Below are 16,549 nucleotides of genomic sequence, written 5' to 3' on the forward strand. Positions count from 1 at the left end.
AAGGCTAATTGGATCAGGCTTCCTTGCGGATCTTTGCCTGGATGAAAGACGAGAGCTCTTCCCTGAATCGATCAGGCCCAAACTTCTCAGCCCTGGCACGGCATGCGGTAGCCGAAATGGGCCTTGGACGCGCCTCAAAACGAGCGATAGCATCATTGATCGCTTCAACGGATTGCTCGTGGAAAAACAATCCCGTGGCCACGTCGGGGTCGTCACTTTCTACAACTGTCTCGAGCGCGCCTCCTTTTGCAAATGCGATGACGGGAGTTCCGGAGGCCATCGCCTCAAGCGGGACGATGCCGAAATCCTCTACGCCAGGAAACACCAAAGCTCTCGCATTGGCCAAGTGCTCCTTCAGTGCAGGGAACGGTTGCCGCCCAAGAACGATGACTCGATCCGTTGCGCGTGCCTGCAAAGCTGCCAGCTGCTCGCCTTCGCCGATGATGACCAAACGCTTCCCGCTGCGTAGGAATGCATCCATAACCAAGTCCGCCTTCTTATAAGCAGTCAATTGGCCTAGGAGGAGATAATAGTCCTGCTTCTCGGCGCGGGCTTCAAAGTCATCCACCTCAACTGGAGGGCGAATCACCTCAGCGCTTCGCCGGTAGCACTTGTCTATACGGCGTGCGATGAAATTCGAATTTGCAATGAAGTGATCAACGCGAGAGGCTGAGACGGAGTCGGAGATGCGCATGTAGTGCATCAGCGGTCGCATCACCAGTCTGGTCAGCCATCCAGCATCCGCGAGGTATAGCCGATACATGTCCCAGACATACCGCATTGGGCTATGGCAATAGCAGATGTGCACTGCATCAGGATGCGTTATGACGTTCTTCGCGGGCCCGGACTCGCTCGAGATGATGAGATCGTATTCGGTAAGATCCAGCTGCTCCAAAGCAATGGGCATGAATGGAAGATACTTCTGATAGCGCTTTCGAGCCCAAGGTAGTCTGGATACAAAAGTTTTCTGCACCCGATGGCCGGCAAGATACTTATGCTCTATCTCCGGTGTTGCGACGTGCGTGAATATGTCGGCGTCCGGATAGAGCTTGAGTAGTTGCTCAATTACCTTCTCGCCGCCACGCCATGTAACGAACCAGTAGTGAATGATCGCTACTTTCATGCTTTCAGTACTTTCTTGTAAATGGTGGCGGTCTCCGTCGCGACGGCCTTTGATGAAAACTCACGCGTCTGCGAGTGAAGAGCCTGCTTCGAGAGTTCATTCCTGAGTGATTCCCCATATGCAACGCGCTGCAATGCATCGGAGGCTGATTCGACATCTCCCAGTGAGTAGAGAAGTCCTACGCCATGGGTACGGACAAGCTCGACATGGCCAGTCACGTTCGAAAGAACAGAAGGAATGCCCAGAGACATTGCCTCCAGTACTGCCAAAGGAAGGCCCTCCCAGCGCGAAGTTGAGAGATAGACATCTGCAGCCGCCAAACAATCCAGAGGACTATCAACCTGGCCGAGAAATCTGATATTGCACACTCCCTCTGATGTGGCGCGCTCTTCCAGTCTCGGCGAGTCGGCGCCGGCGCCGATCCAGATGAAATGCATTTCCGGAAGAGCTTTTGCAATGGCGTATGCTTCCGGCATGTTCTTCTGATAATCGAATCGACTGACGGTGACGACGATGGGCTTACTGTCCTGTACGCCCAACTTTCGGCGCGCTCGGTTGCGCATGTCGTTGATTTCACTTGGTTCGTGGCTTGTCACACCATTGGGTATTACGGTCGATGGCCGCTTTCGCCACAACCCCATCATCTGCGCCTGCGCTCTTTCTTCGTCTGATACGTGAATTACGTGGTTCACCCAGAGTGAACTCACATTCTCATAAATGCTATAGAGCTTTCTGCTGATTCGGCCGTATTCTCCGACGTGAATTCCGTGCGCGGTATGAATGCCTGGAATCCTCGCCATTGCGGAAATAAATCGGGCATACAGTCCCGCGCCCTTGCCATGTGCGTGCACAATGTCAATTCCTTCGCGGCGCGCATACCTAGCCAAGCGCCAGGCCTGACGAAAATCGAACTTTCTGTGGGGAATGCGGAACATTCGGCCACCAGCAATTTCGTTGAATCGGGCCCAATAGGGCTTGTCATCAGGGCAGGCCACGTATGGCATGATCCAGTCCGCGCCGTCACGCATAAGCAATTCCAAATGCCGTGGCCCGCCGCCGTGGTCGGCGCGGGCCGTGATCATCAGAACCTTGATTGATGAGAGGTCGGGAGTATTCATGGCGCATCTGGCAGAGGGGGGGGCAGCTTGTTGGTGCGTAGCTGGTTGGCTGAACGCTGCGTTCCCGCCTCAGCTATTGATGTGCTTGACTCGTATTTTCATCTGGAAGCGAAAATGGTGCCCGATCTTGGTGTGGAAATCACCATTCCGAGAATTAGGGCGAGAAGCGGGTCTTCAATGATATTAACAACGATACCGTATAGAAGAATAAATACCGTTAGACTATATACTAAATTTCCTTGCGCTGGATCTGCAAGAGCCGCTATTGCTCTCCTCGTAAGAAGGATGAGTAGCATGATTGCAAGGGGTACTCCGGCGGTGACTGTGAGATAGACGAAGATGTTGTCTCCGGGCAAATAGTTGGCTGGCTCAAAGTACATTTGGGCAGCTCCAATGCCTCCAATTGATCGACCAAAAATCCACTCTAAGGGGGCGTGAATGAGTGAAAATGAGTCAGGCCACATCCAGGTCAGGCGGTCTCCAAAGCTCGCAAATAGAACTGCATCAGTGAAGTTCTCAATCTTTGAATCATAGTCAATAAAAAAGGTCGAAACTGGGGCAAGAATCGCAACGGTGGCGATTGCCCAAGCAATGATCTTCCAGGCTATCCGGATGAATCTGCGTGCGAAAGGAATGTGTCTGCTGAGAAAGAAGATGGAAAGAACTGCCCAAGCCCCAGCAGGGCCTTTGGATGTCGTCAAAAAGATCGCGTATCCCGCGAGAAGCCAGATGGAGAGCTTAAGCCATACACGGCCCTGAGTAGCGACGATCCAGATGCCGAAAACGAGAATTTGCGCGGCAGCGCTGAAGGATGCTCTGGAAAATCCGGCATATCGCTCAATGCCAAACGCGGTCCATTGTCTCGATATCTCAACGCTCGCCTCGCCTAAATCAAGTCGCATGCCCTCCCATGGAAATTCCAATGACGTATCTAGAAATATTCCGGTTGTTGCTGAGAAGAATAGAAATAGTATGGGGGTTCTGAAGCGCTGTGCATTGCCGAGGACGTCTTGCGAGACGATCATTCCAAACGCAAGTGGCGTGAGAATCCAAAGTCCAAATGTTACCTGGTTTACTGAGCCTATGCTTAAAACCCCATAGATAAAAGCGATTGCAATCAAAATAAAGGCAAGTGTAGACCTTCTGGTCAGGCGCCTTCCACTGCTAAGTAGTAATGGAATGGTTAGAAAAAGTACTAACTTCGGCAAGTAAATGAGCGCGGGTAAGCCTGCGGAGTCTAGTGCAAGCCTGAATGGAGCCTCAAATACAAGTGAAGTCAGAAATAAGATTGCAGCGAAACTCGCAATGCTTCCAATTTTTGCCCCTTGCCGCTTCTTCTGATCGAAGTTCGGCGCTGCCGTAAGCTCGTTCATGCTGATTGCTTATTGGTAAGCAGGGACTGATAGATGCTCACATATCGCGCGGCCCAACTTGGGACATCAATAAATGGGTGTGAGCTCAATTTGGCTTGGGTGCTCATCATAGAGAGTATCTCGGAATTCTCCGCCATTGCTTTTATCGCAGTCACGAGCTCGGTCTTGCTAGTCGGATCGTAAAGGAGGCCGTTCACTTCATGGTGAATCATTTCGGGGATGCCGCCCCTCCTTGACCCAATCACGGGCTTTCCGAATGCAAATGCTTCGGCCACCACCATTCCAAGTGGCTCGTTCCACAACGAAGGAACTATAAGTGCGTCAATAAATGGATAAAAATCTCTCGGATTGGTTCTGCCAATAAATATAATGCGATCATCGGATGCTCGGCTCTTGAGGTTTTCAATGTAATCGGGTTCCCCGGTTCCGCCGATCACAAGTTTGATTTTATCATTAGGGTATCCAGTGAAAGAGTCTATTAGATTCTCAATTCCCTTTGCTGAGTCAAGTCTTCCAATGAACCCGAATACAACTTCGTCCCTGGGCGGGGCTTTCGCATCAATCCCTAGAGGGCGAGGGTCGCGAGCATTGTGAATAACATGCTTGCTCGCCACGCGGGAGAATCTGCCGAGTTCGATATGCCGTTGCAGGATGTACTGGCTTACGCCTACTACCGCAGAGACATAGTTGCTGTCTTCCGCATGGTAATTTCTTAGGATCAAACATTTCCCGCATGGTGTATGGCAGTTTATTCCGTTGGAAAACATCGCGCTGTTTGCGCAGACGGAATAATGGTCATGCAGAACCTGTACGATTGGGATCCCGTATTTTCGAATTGTTTGCCAAGCTAGTCCCGACCAGCCTGGTAGATTATGAACTGAGGCGATGTCTGGCTTCTCGATCTCCAGAACCCGGCGGATATGGCGTTGCATCAGCGGGTTGCGATAATCAATCCCATGCCACATCATTTTGGTGGCCTGTGAGCGCTTCTTCTTGTTTCCGGGCCAGTAAATATTCGCTAAGCCTGCCTTCCAAATCGTTATTCCGTCTCGCTGAGACTTGTGGAGTCCGCTTGTGGGGGATGTCGAAAGAATTACGCAATCGTGACCCGCCGCCACAAGTCCGCGCACTAGCGTCCATAGAGTGAATTCGGTGCCTCCGCCGTCCGACGGGTCATCAAAGGTATTAATGAATATAATTTTCACAAGCTATATTTTCCACTCTTCCCAAGTTTGCCAGCCAATCCGTCAGCAATGGCGCGTTTGAGAATTGAATGTCGCTGTTGGGCGCCAAGCCGAACAGACATTGCTGAGAGAATTAGCAGGTATACAGCACGATTGAGTGCCTTCATTGTCCTGCTGCCGCCCATTGAATGGTTGAAAAAGAACGTAGAGTTCCGCGCCGCGTAGTAGGCCCTGGCGTCGCCCGGTCCCATGAGTAGTGCCGCCATCGACGAGCCGAAGTCTTCCTTTACGTTCCATGACGACTCGATGTCTTCCATTTTTGCGTCCGGAACAAGTAGGATTCTTCCTCCTGTAGCAGTTATACGATAAGACCATTCGCTATCATCCGCGTAAAGGATGAAATCCTCTCGTGGGAAGCCGATCTTTATAAGATCGTTGAGTCTGATCAACATTCCGCTATAGGGTGCGTAGTCTAGTCGCACGGGATCTACCCCAGGCTCGCGCCTTTCCAGGGCCCCTAGCTTGGATCTCCGCCAAATCTTTCGGGGTAGGTCAAATACGTGGAATCCGAGGAAGCTGGATTTTCGATGATTTATCTCGCCCGTTGGGGCATTTGTTGCTATTAGCGGCTGGTGCTCGGGACGGTAGGCCAGCATCGCAGTTATGCCGTCGCATTTCGGCGCCTCCAGCTTATGTCTACTAAGTAGCGCAGCAAGACATCCTTCACTTGGAACGTTATCGTCGTCAAGGATCCATGCAAATTCTGCATTCATCTGGCAGGCCGCCCGCATTCCGGCTGAGAAGCCTCCGGCACTCCCCACATTCGAGGGAAGGCTTATGACGGTTATCGGAGGGAGCTCCGGCAGCTGTTCTAGTCCCCTAACGTCCCAATCGGAGCCATTGTCGACGACCACGATGGCATGGACGCGCTCACGAGATGCTGCTTGTAGGGTCTGCATCAGGAGCGCTCTGCGCGACGCGTAAGTAACAGTTACCGCAATTACTTTAGAATGTTCATCGGAGAGAGGATGCATCATGAGCTGGCAGCTTGGCCTTTGTGTTGAGAGCCCCAGAGGGCATTTGCAATGTCGGGGTGCTGCTTGCGGATTCCGACTACTCTGATCCCGGCCACGAGGAACTCACTCCAGACCGCCAGAATGCATACTCCAACCGCGCTGAGCGAAAGTGCTGCAGGATACAGTAGTGCCAAGTGCAGTAGGGCTGGTATTAATATGCTGACAACAAGCAACCGACTCGCTTTGAACTGAACAAGTACCTGTGACCCCAGTACGTTGTTAATCGCGATTAGGAGTGGGATAAATGACATGATCTTTATTAAGTTTCCTGCTGCTTGGAATTCAGGGCCGAAGAGCAGTTTTGAAATATGTTCTGAGAATAAGAATATTGCCAGGCTGGCCGCGAAAATTGCGGCGGACTGTATTCTTATAAGCTTTCGAAGAAGAAGAAGGGCTTTGCTTCTTGACTGCAAAAGCGTAGCTGCAATGTGTGGATAGACTGCTTGGGAGATTGGAGAGATTAAACTTTGAACTGCTTTGATGAATTTCTCCGCGGCCGCGTATTGCCCGACAAGCATTGGTGGGGCGACAAGGGCGAGAAATATGACGTTGCTTCCTGTGTATAGTATGCCGCCCGCTGTGGCAAGGAATACATGCCATCCATCCCTGAGTTCACCAATGACCTGATGAAGTGCAGGTAGCCTCGGTGAAACTTTTAAGTCTCTGGGGAGAACTACAAAAGAGATTAGCGCCGCCAATATTGTGGCAGCGCCCTGTAGTCCCACGGCGATACGAAAATCCTGAGGATCTTGTACAAGTGCAAATATTGATGCAGTAGTGGTCAGGCGGGCTGCTATCATTATCAGCGAGACCTGTTTCATTTTCTGCAGTCCTTGGAATAGCCATAGTGGGAACATTAGCGTTCCTAGGACTGCTGTGTACGAAGCTAGGATCAATACATAATCACCTTCAAGTCCGGGAGTGATCGTCGCGGCCAAGGTCATTGCCAGGAGTGAAATCGCTGCCAAAATCAGTTTTGCCGCATATACGTTTGCGGCCAGTTGGGATATCTCATCGATATTTCCCCTTGCCTCTACCACTTTCTTTGTTGCGCTAAGATTGAAACCGTAGTCGGTCAGGATCACAAAATAGACGGCGATCGCTTGCGCTACCGCAGCTTTGCCGAAATTTTCTGGCCCGAGGGTTCTTGTCAGGTATGGAATGGTCAGTAGCGGGAGTGCGTAGTTTGCTCCCTGAAGTGCGAAGAGCGAGACAATGTTCTCGCTGAGCTTTGACCTAATTTTCATTCTGATAGTCGGGTGCGTTCTGTTCCGTTTTCATCCGCGATCCAATATTTAGCGGAAAGTTTGTGCGAGGTTGGGTGTTTTCTAATAGGCGTTCTTGTTGACGAACCCTTTGAATATAGTCATGAAGACAATCTTCAGATCAAACGCAAGCGACCAGTTCTCAATGTAGAAAAGGTCACATTCGATGCGCTTGTGAAGATCGGTAGAGCCTCGCCAGCCGTTGACCTGTGCCCAGCCGGTGATGCCCGCCTTCACCATGTGTTTTTTCATGTAGGACGGAATTTCGTGCTTGAACTTGTGCACGAACACCGGCCGCTCCGGCCGCGGTCCAACGATCGACATGTCGCCCAGCAGGACGTTGATGAACTGTGGTAGTTCGTCCAGGCTGGTCTTGCGAAGGAAACTGCCCACACGGGTAGCGCGATTCTCGCCGGCCTTCGCCCACACTGCGCCAGAGGCGCCCTCGGCGTCGACCGGCATCGAGCGGAACTTCAGCATCCAGAACGTCTTGTTGTTCCAGCTCATCCGCTCCTGCCGATAGAAGATCGGGCCTGGGGAGCTCAGCTTCACCGCCACCGCAATCGCGAGCATGATCGGTGAGATCATGAGCAGGATGAGGCCGGCAAGAATACGGTCTTCCAGGGCCTTGATCAGGCGGGCGCCGCCCTGAAGGGGGGTCTGCTGAAGATTGATGACGGGAAGGCCCGCGACCTGCTCGACGGAGTGGTTCAGCAGGTGCAGCCCGAACATGTCAGGCACGAACTTGATATCGGCAGTGGAATGCTGCAACTGATTCAGGGCAGTTGCGATGTTGTCTTCGTCGCGCATCGGAAGGGCAATCCACACCTGATCGATATGATTGGCCTCCACGTACGTGCCGAGCCCATCCAGTTCCCCCAGCTTGCTTGCATGCTGCACGCTGCCGCGGTCAGAGGGGGTTCCGAACCAGCCGCGCACCTCAATTCCTGCCCAGGATGCCGACCTCAGGGAGTTGACGATGTGCTGCGAATCGGTCGTGGCGCCCACGATGACAGCGCTCCGCAAGTCTGCGCCCCGGGCCCGGATCCAGCCGGCGATGCCGCGAACGCCAATGCGGAGTGCAATTACGCCCGCCAGGCTCATGCCAAACCACGAGGCGAGCCATATGCGTGAAAGCTCATCGGTTACCTGGATCGCGGTCGAGTAGGCGAGAAGGCCTCCGAAGATCACGGCGAACTTCATCAGGACCTTGCCGAACTCGGCGAGCAGCCCGCGCCCACGCCAGCTCTCGTACAATGACGAGGATCCAAGGACGAGAAGTGCGAAGAGAACGGTGATGGAGACCAGGCGGGCATAGTTCATCGGCATGTGCAGATCGCCGAACCTCATCGCATAGGCCGCCAGTGCAGCGGCCACCAGGATGAGAGGATCCCCGATTCTCAGCGCCAGGCTGAGCGCAGGAGCAAATCTGTTTCCTGAAGCGTTCCAGAGCCTAGCGTGGTGCCGTGCAGGCATATAAGACATGTCGATTTCTTCCTTGTAGAGGATCCGTGCATCCAGCAATCGCCTCGCTGCCCGGCGGGCTGGCGGCGCCAATCCGGCCGTCAGTCCAACCCGTTAGCTGTTACAATCGATCACAGGATGATAACAGAACCTTCACCAAGACGTGACCTGCGTCCGGATTCCCGGGGTTAGGGCCAGGGGCGCCTCCTCATCGGCCTGGTAGGGCTGGGTTCAGTTACACCCTCATGTCAGGTATGCTGCTTGGCTAACTTTCGTATGCGAAGCGTTGGTGACTGACGTTATGCACCTCACGTCGCCCCGCCAGAGGATTGGCCCATGTTCAACAAGGTGCTGTTGGTCTGCATCGGAAACATCTGTCGAAGCCCGACCGCAGAAGTGCTCATGCGGCACCAACTCAGGGATCGCACAGGGGTAGATGTCTCTTCCGCAGGGCTTCAGGCATTGGTCGGTCGGCCGATAGATGAGACCGCGGGAGAGCTGCTTCGGGAGAAGGGGCATGATCCGAGCGCCCACCGAGGGCGTCTGGCGACGCCATCCGTGCTGGCGGCGGCTGACCTGGTGCTGGTGATGGAGCAGTCCCACGTGGCGCGAATCGCCCGCGAGGTTCCTCAGGTAAGCGGCAAGACATTCCTGTTGGGGCATTGGGATGGAAGGGTGGAGATCCCCGACCCCTACCGCCAGCAGAGGATCGCGTTCGAACACGTTTACGGTTTGATCGAGCAGGGCGTTGCCCGCTGGGCCAGCCACATCAAGTAATTGCCGCACTGGTGCGGTTTTTTCACGAAACGGAAGCTATGACCAAGGAAACCAGTGCGCGGCCCACCCGCGAAGACGACGAGATTGATCTGCGGGATCTGCTGGGCGTTCTGATTGACCGCAAGTGGTGGATCCTGGGAACAACCTTCCTGTTCGCGATGGTTGGCGCCGCCTACGCGATCCTGACGCCGCCGGTGTATCGGGCAGAGGCCACGGTGCAGGTTGAGTCGAAGATGCCGACCATTCCGGGTCTTGCAGATCTGACCTCTCTTGGCGGCGGCGGCAGTACCGCGTCCACCACTGAGGTTGCGCTGCTGACCTCGCGCACGATCGTCGGTACCGCAGTCGACAAGATGCAGCTTGAGACGGTCATCGAGCCCCGGCGTTTCCCATTGGTGGGAGGGCTGATTGCACGTCGTTTCTCGGGTGAGACCAAGGGGGAAGTGGCGGCTCCGGTTCTGGGGCTTTCCAGCTATGGCTGGGGCGGCGATGAGCTGAAGATCCATCGCCTGGATGTTCCGGCACGGCTGCTCGACGAGCCGATGATGCTTGTTGCAGGTGACAAGGCTGGGGAGTACTCGCTGCTTGATGACGAGGGCGAAACCATTCTTGCCGGCAAGATCGGCATGCCCGCCGAGGCGCGCGGGATCAAGATTGAAGTCGCGAGCTTGAATGCCAATCCGGGCATGCGCTTCACGCTGACCAAGCAGCGTCGCCTCGATGTCATCGCCGGGCTGCAGGAAGACATCCGCGCGTCCGAACAGGGCAAGGACTCGGGCATCCTTCGCCTCAGCTATGAAGACACCGATGCGGATCGTGCGCAGGCGCTGGTGCAGAACATTGCTGAAGCCTACGTCCGGCAGAACGTCGACCGCGGCTCTGCCGAGGCCGCGACGCAGCTTGCCTTCGTGAAGGATCAGCTCCCAACCGTGCGCAAGCAGGTGGAGGACGCGCAGGCGGCAATGGCGGCTTATCAGTCCCGTTCGAATTCCGTCGACATTACGATGCAGACCAAGGGTCTGCTCGAGCAGGAGGTCGCCGTTGAGGCCAGCATCCAGCAGCTGCGCCTGAAGCAGGCGGAGATGGATCGCAGCTTCACGCGCGAGCATCCGGCCTACCGTGCGATGCTGAACCAGATCGGCGAGCTTGAGGCACGCAAGAGTGGATTCCGTCGTGAAGTGAGCGCGCTGCCTGATACGCAGCAGGAACTGCTGCGACATACCCGTGATCTGCAGGTCAGCAACGAGCTGTACACCGCGCTGTTGAACCAGGCGCAGCAGTTGGATGTTGCGCGGGCCGGTACGGTTGGCAATGTCCGGATCGTTGATGATGCGATCGTTGATATCAGCAAGCCGGTGAAGCCTCGCAAGCCGCTGATTGTTCTTGTGTCGTTCCTGTTGGGCGCATTCCTGTCCACGGCCGCAGTTTTCCTGCTCCGCATGCTCAATCCTGGCGTGGAGGATCCGGCGCAGATCGAGGAACTGGGGTTGCCCGTGTATGCCGCCATTCCGCTCAGCAACTCGCGGAATCTTCTGAAGGTTCAGAAGGGCAAGGGTGGCAAGAAGCGCGTGGTGGCAGATGGCCGGTCCCACCTTCTGGCCGCTGCCGAGCCCGCCGACCTGGCGGTGGAGGCATTGCGCAGCCTCCGCACAAGCTTGCACTTTGCAATGCTTGAGGCCAAGAACAACATTCTGGCCATCTCGGGCCCGCGGCCCGGTGTCGGCAAGACCTTCATTTCGGCGAACCTGGCGGCTGTCGTCGCTCAGGCGGGCCAGAAGGTCCTTGTCGTCGACGTTGATATGCGAAAGGGTACCCTGCACAAGGTGCTGGGCGTGTCGCATTCCGGGGGCTTGTCTGACGTGCTGGCCGGCAAGGTGACGCTGCAGGATGCGATTCATGCCGTCCCGGGCCTGGAGAACATGCATTACATCACCCGCGGTGATATCCCGCCGAACCCGTCCGAGCTGCTGATGCACCCGCGCTTCCTGCAGCTGCTGGAGGGCCTGGCCAAGGAATACGACCTGGTGATCGTCGATACGCCGCCGATTCTTGCGGTCACCGACGCCGCAATTGTGGCCAACCACGCCGGCTCTACCCTGATGGTGACGCGATTCGGCGTGAACCAGCCGAAGGAGATCGAGCTGTCGATGAAGCGCTTCGAGCAGAATGGCGTGAAGGTGAAGGGCGCGATCTTCAATGCGGTGGAGAAGCGTGCCACGGGCTATTACAGCTATGGCTACTACGAGTACGCTTCAAGCGAGAAGTGATTGCTCCAAGGGGGTGAGCTGAAGGGCTTTCCCCTCCGAGAGAGGAAGGGTCGGTTGCATGTGCAACCGGCCCTTTCTTTTGGCTGTGGGGCACCAGGTCAGCGCAGGCAAACGAGAAGGGCCGGCTGCGCTGGCAGCCGGCCCTTCCTTGGTCTCTGTCGAGTGGGGTGGATGCCCGTCGTCAGTCGTCGATTCTGTCGAGATTGTCGAAGAAGAAGTCCGGATCCCGCTCTGAAGTCAGCTGGTACAGCGCATAGCTTCGGCTCAGGCGCGCGCCACCATCCCGATACAGCGGATTCCAAGCGAACGTCGCACGCGCACGGGTTGAGCGTGGCAGCAGGAAGTCGAAGGGAATCGAAATGAAGATGCCCTTGTCGAAGCTGCCTTCGCCAAAGTCCTTGGACGAAACATCGGTCTTGGTAGCGTATGCGCCCATGTTGACGCCATTGTCGAAGGCGCGCGCAACCGAGATCGTGGCACCCCAGTCCTTTGCCAGGTAGCGACCGGCGCTGATCATGCTGGTGATCTTGTGCTCATCGCCCCACTGATAATAGAAGCTGGCATGGCCGGTGGTGGTGCTGTAGTCGCGGAAGCTGAAGCGTTGATCGAAATCGCGCTGCTTCACCCAGTTCAGCTCGGCACCCACGGCCCAGCGCTCATTGAGGGGGCGGTAGAGGATCTCACCACCCACACCGCCGTACATGGCCTCGAACAGCCCGGCGTAGGCCGAGCCATACAGGTCTTTGCCCAGCTGATGATTGCTGGTGAACTGCAGGTTGGTCAGGGTCAGGTCTTCCGTAGTCAAGTACTTACGGATGTTCGTGCGGACCCGGGGCAGGTTGCTTGGGGCGTCGTAGCGGAAGCGGTCGTAGTTGTTGTACGCGTTGTAGCTGAGCGTTCCGCTCAGCCAGGTATTCCGCGTGAAGTGGAAATTGGCCGAGTAGGTGCCTGCGACCTGGAACAGGAAGAAGCCATCGGGACCACCGAGCTGCTGCTGGTATCCAATATTGAACGCGCCGTCGTAGCGTCGAAGTGGCGCCGCATAAAGGCTCTCACGGCGCTGCTGAGCAGGTGCTGCCTGCTCGATGTGGCCGGCCAGTTCGCTCAGCGGGGTACGATTGTCGAGGTAACTGTTGAAGGTGCTGCGCTCGATGCTGCTTTCCACGACGGGTACGCCCAGGCGGGTATTCTCGATCGTGAACCAGGTGGTATCGGATGGCAGTTCGGAATCCAGGATGCGCGCCGCGCGGCCAACTCCCTGCGCCGGGTAGTAGAACCGACGCTGTTCGCCGCTGACAATGACTTCCGATCCACGTCGGCTGATGCCCGTGACACGAAGGCCGGCGTTCTCTTCCAGGGTCCGGCTCAAGGCGGGCCAGTCGATGTCATCGATTGACTGCGCAGAGGGGGCCGCGGATGCTCGCGCAACTGGGGGCGGATCCAGCAGCTTGGGCGTGGATTTCGCTCGTGCCACATTGCCGCGCAGGGTAATGCCGAACATGGCTGTGTCGCCGCGCTCCCAGCCAAGATGCAGTTGCACGTTGGGATTCACGGCATAGCTCGCGCCCAGGTTGATCGGGCTCTTCTGCGTTTGATTGTTGTTCTGTGGTTCGCGCTTGTAGTCGTTGCCGTCGTACTCAAGCTTCAGCTGCAGGGGTTCCCAGGGGGTCTGGTACGCGATGCCGCCGAAGATGCCGACGGGACCGCGGAACATGCCCTTGCTGTTGAAGTTGCCAGTGCCCTGCGCGCGCGGGCGCTCTTCAAAGCGATCGCTGATCACCCGAAGTGGGTTCGAGAAATCGCCTCGATTGCCGATGTAGCCGGTGGCGAGGCCGAGGCTTGCATCGATGGGCCCGAATCGCTTGCTTGCAACCAGATACTCACTGGAGAACAGGCCAGTACCGCCGATATCGCGGAAGCCTGCGGACAGCTCAGGCGCCCATCGGCTTTCCTGCCACAGCCGGACCTTCAGGTCGATCGACTTGTCCTTGTAGTTCTGCTTGCCGCTCAGCCATTCCGGGCCATAGCGTCGGTTCGCTACCGATACATAGCGGAACGCGCCTTCGACCCAGGGCAGGGGCTGCATCACCACGTTGTAGCGACTGTAGGGCGAGGTATGGCTTGCGGTGAAGCTCACCTCGCCGTCGTCGGCCATGCGTGCGGTAGGGGTCTGCAGCAGGCCAACGCCGCCCCAATCGCTGGCGGTGGGAGCAGGGGCAGTTTGTGCGTTCAATACAGCACTGATGCTCAGGCTGAGAAGGGCAACACCGGCGCGTGCCAGTGGGATGGAACGATGGCGCATCAGTATGAAACTCCGGGTGCATCCAGCACCTGGGTGGCAAGGAAGCGCACGGCATCCTCGTTGACATCGGGGGCAATCGTGCGGATCTTCGCGGTGTCCAGCGGCACGTAGATCACCGCCCCAGGAGCAAGGTGCACGGGCGTGCTGCGGTTCCACAGGGCCACGCCGAGTTGCTGCACTTTGCCGTCGGGCTGGATGACGTAGAGATCATCCCGGCTCGCCGCTGGCAAGATGGGGCAGGTGCTGCGATAGTGTCGTGCGTCAAGCGAGAACTGATGTTCGAGCTTGCACGGTTGTGCTACGGCACCAGTCACCTGCACGGTATCGGGTCGGCCGGGATAGACAACGCGGTCGCCCTCAAGTGCGGGCCGATTTTCTGTGGCGCTTGCTTCAAGGCGGCGCGGATCAAGTAGCTGTGGCTCACGCCCCGTTACGGGTAGATCCCCGAGTTCGCGCGCCAGTAGAGCGGCTGCTTCGGCAAGCTCCGGGGCGTCCTGCTGAGAGGCGAGCGTTTCAAGGTCGAAGAGCAGGCCGGCCTTGAGGCGGGTCTGAGGCAGCAGTGAGCGTTGTCGCAGAAGCGCCGCTCCCGGCATGTAGGCTTCTGCATCCGGTGCTGCTGCGAGTGCTGCCGCGCTGAGGCGGGCCCGGGCAGGCAGGGTGTGTGCGCCAGGGTTACGGACATGGCCGACCGCTTCGACGCCAATCGGCGATGAGGCGTGCGCATAGGTGGCCAGCGCCAGTGCCAGCCCAAGGATGATCGGTCGCAGTGTCATCGGTTCTGCAGGTCCTGCGAGTAGGGCTTGAGCTGGACAACTTCAAGGCTGGTGTCGGGTGCGATGGCTTGGATGCTCTTCCAGATGAACCCGTTGGCAGGATCGACCCAGTAGTGGTTGTCGCGCTTCCAGCCTTCGCCCTGAAGCCGCTCCCGCACGTGCAGCAGCTCGCGTTCGATCTCCAGGATATGGACCTTCTCTTTGGCCAGGGTGGTCAGGGTGCCGATGACCTTCATTCCATAACGATAATCAGGCATCACGTCGTATCGGCGTTGCACGGTCGTGCCGTCTGCTATCCGGTGCAGCGCGTGGAAGGGGGAGTCCCCTTCGAGCGTCATGTCCTGAAGCTCCGGGCTGCTGCCGTGGGTTCCGACGACGACACCATCACGGAGGAAGACGATGCTTCGCTCGGAGCTGTACCAGGCCTGGCGCCCGGAGTCGATGTTGCCAAGCACCAAGACGGCGCCGCCTGCCGGACCGGTGACCTTGATCTGCGGGAATCGATTGGCGGCTACCTCGGCGGCCGTGGGCTCCACGTCGGGCTTGCCCTGCAGCGCCATCTGGACCGACTTGACGCTGGTCTTGCCCACCACGCCGCAACTGGTTGCGGTGATGAGTACAAGCAAGGCCAGCGCCACTGGGCGCTGGCGGTTTGCGTGTCGGGTGGCGGCCTGAGCGATCCTGCTCATGGTGCGGGCCACCTTACTTGTCCAGGTCGCTGCGCGCGCTGGCGGCGTTGCTGATGATGGAGGTGAACGGCAGCAGCTGGTTCACGAACCGGCTCCAGCGGGTCACGCCAGCGGCGCCGACGAACACGACATCGCCGGGCTGCAGGTCGAACTGGCTGGCCACGGCAAATGCGGTCGGTGACTTGGCTTCCAGATGGAACACCTGCGACGGAGTGCTCTGCAGGTCGTTCGAGCCGCGGATCACGTAGACAGCGTTGCCATTCGACGTGGTCTGCAGCAGGCCGCGCGCACGTCCAAGGGCCTGGCTCAGGGAGATTTCGCCGGTCTTGAAGTTCATTGCACCCGGCTGATTGACCTCGCCAACCACGAATACTTCCTTGTGGTCGAGATAAGGCACGTAGATGTGATCGCCGGACTTGAGGAACACATTGGTGTCACCGCCGCCGCTGCGACCCAGCCGATCGAGATCGATGGTGTAGGTGGTGCCATCACGTGTCAGGCGAATGCCGGAGAGGTCGGCCTGTGCCGGGTCAAGGCCTGCCTGGCTGATGGCATCGCCCATCGTCAGCGGCGTTACCGTCAGCGGAACGGTGGCGGCTTGGCGCGAGGCGCCGGTGACCCAGACGCGCTGGCTGGCATAGGTCAACATGGAGACGTCCACCTGCGGCGCTTCGATGTAGCGTGCCAGCTTGGTGGAGATCTCTTCGCGCAGTTCGCCGGGCGTCTTGCCCGTTGCGGTGATCTTGCCGATGTAGGGATAGAACAGCGTTCCGTCGGACTGCACGAGGCGGCCTGCGGCGTTCAGCTGCTGCTGCGGGCCCGCTGGCACGGTCAGTTCGGGGTGATCCCAGACGGTGATGTAGAGAATGTCGCCAGCACCGATGCGGTAGGGGCCTGGCTGATACTGGGTCAGGGCAGCGGGCAGCGCCGTGACGTCGCGGGTGGCGCGCTCCATGGCGATCAACTTGGGCGTGATCGGAATCAGTTCGATCTGGTCGTTGCCAATGGGCTGATCATCGCGAGCGAAGGTGCTCGAGCGAAGATGCTGGCCTGGCGCCCACATGCAGCCGGTCAGGGTGAGTGCCACCGTCATTGTGGCTACGAAACGCTTGCAGTCCATCGAAATCTGTTCCTGGCC

At 57.3% G+C, this 16,549-nt stretch carries 13 protein-coding genes; 2 read left to right on the plus strand and 11 right to left on the minus strand.

The window, feature by feature from the left end:
* Positions 1-13: 13 nt before the first annotated feature.
* The 7 genes from AC5P6A_RS07795 to AC5P6A_RS07825 all read right to left on the minus strand — a co-directional run bounded on the left by AC5P6A_RS07795 (position 14) and on the right by AC5P6A_RS07825 (position 8,624).
* Entirely contained in the window at positions 14-1,123 is a 1,110-nt protein-coding gene (locus AC5P6A_RS07795) for a glycosyltransferase (RefSeq protein ID WP_329843133.1), read from the minus strand.
* Positions 1,120-2,241 (minus strand): glycosyltransferase, encoded by a 1,122-nt coding sequence (locus AC5P6A_RS07800; RefSeq protein ID WP_329843131.1) that lies wholly within the window; start codon positions 2,239-2,241, stop codon positions 1,120-1,122. The genes AC5P6A_RS07795 and AC5P6A_RS07800 overlap by 4 nt, the downstream gene beginning before the upstream one ends.
* 98 nt (positions 2,242-2,339) lie before the next feature.
* Complete coding sequence (locus AC5P6A_RS07805; RefSeq protein WP_329843129.1) at positions 2,340-3,614, minus strand: O-antigen ligase family protein; 1,275 nt, start codon at positions 3,612-3,614, stop codon at positions 2,340-2,342.
* Positions 3,611-4,819 (minus strand): glycosyltransferase family 4 protein, encoded by a 1,209-nt coding sequence (locus AC5P6A_RS07810; RefSeq protein WP_329843128.1) that lies wholly within the window; start codon positions 4,817-4,819, stop codon positions 3,611-3,613. Before AC5P6A_RS07810 ends, AC5P6A_RS07805 begins: the two co-directional genes overlap by 4 nt.
* Entirely contained in the window at positions 4,816-5,835 is a 1,020-nt protein-coding gene (locus AC5P6A_RS07815; protein ID WP_428707893.1) for a glycosyltransferase, read from the minus strand. The genes AC5P6A_RS07810 and AC5P6A_RS07815 overlap by 4 nt, the downstream gene beginning before the upstream one ends.
* Positions 5,832-7,121, minus strand: coding sequence for an oligosaccharide flippase family protein (locus AC5P6A_RS07820; RefSeq protein WP_329843127.1), 1,290 nt, complete (start codon positions 7,119-7,121; stop codon positions 5,832-5,834). The genes AC5P6A_RS07815 and AC5P6A_RS07820 overlap by 4 nt, the downstream gene beginning before the upstream one ends.
* A gap of 81 nt (positions 7,122-7,202) precedes the next feature.
* Positions 7,203-8,624 carry an undecaprenyl-phosphate glucose phosphotransferase gene (locus tag AC5P6A_RS07825; protein WP_329843126.1) on the minus strand — a complete coding sequence of 474 codons (1,422 nt, stop codon included), beginning with the start codon at positions 8,622-8,624 and terminating at the stop codon, positions 7,203-7,205.
* A 315-nt stretch (positions 8,625-8,939) separates the two neighbouring features.
* Here AC5P6A_RS07825 and AC5P6A_RS07830 point away from each other — a divergent pair, with 315 nt between their 5' ends.
* The gene (locus tag AC5P6A_RS07830) at positions 8,940-9,380 is read left to right on the plus strand and encodes a low molecular weight protein-tyrosine-phosphatase (RefSeq protein ID WP_010484736.1); all 441 of its coding nucleotides are present in this window, start codon (positions 8,940-8,942) and stop codon (positions 9,378-9,380) included.
* A gap of 38 nt (positions 9,381-9,418) precedes the next feature.
* The gene (locus AC5P6A_RS07835) at positions 9,419-11,647 is read left to right on the plus strand and encodes a polysaccharide biosynthesis tyrosine autokinase (protein ID WP_329843125.1); all 2,229 of its coding nucleotides are present in this window, start codon (positions 9,419-9,421) and stop codon (positions 11,645-11,647) included.
* 181 nt (positions 11,648-11,828) lie between these two features.
* Here AC5P6A_RS07835 and AC5P6A_RS07840 read toward each other — a convergent pair whose 3' ends face one another.
* From AC5P6A_RS07840 to AC5P6A_RS07855, 4 genes are read right to left on the minus strand one after another with little or no spacing between them, the layout of a single operon-like run.
* The gene (locus AC5P6A_RS07840; RefSeq protein ID WP_171952070.1) at positions 11,829-13,949 is read right to left on the minus strand and encodes a YjbH domain-containing protein; all 2,121 of its coding nucleotides are present in this window, start codon (positions 13,947-13,949) and stop codon (positions 11,829-11,831) included.
* Entirely contained in the window at positions 13,949-14,722 is a 774-nt protein-coding gene (locus AC5P6A_RS07845; protein ID WP_329843123.1) for a capsule biosynthesis GfcC family protein, read from the minus strand. The genes AC5P6A_RS07840 and AC5P6A_RS07845 overlap by 1 nt, the downstream gene beginning before the upstream one ends.
* Entirely contained in the window at positions 14,719-15,411 is a 693-nt protein-coding gene (locus AC5P6A_RS07850) for a YjbF family lipoprotein (protein ID WP_329843121.1), read from the minus strand. The genes AC5P6A_RS07845 and AC5P6A_RS07850 overlap by 4 nt, the downstream gene beginning before the upstream one ends.
* A gap of 13 nt (positions 15,412-15,424) precedes the next feature.
* Positions 15,425-16,531 carry a polysaccharide biosynthesis/export family protein gene (locus tag AC5P6A_RS07855; RefSeq protein WP_329843120.1) on the minus strand — a complete coding sequence of 369 codons (1,107 nt, stop codon included), beginning with the start codon at positions 16,529-16,531 and terminating at the stop codon, positions 15,425-15,427.
* Positions 16,532-16,549 lie beyond the last annotated feature (18 nt).

This window comes from Stenotrophomonas sp. YJH_SMC_20, from assembly GCF_059367845.1.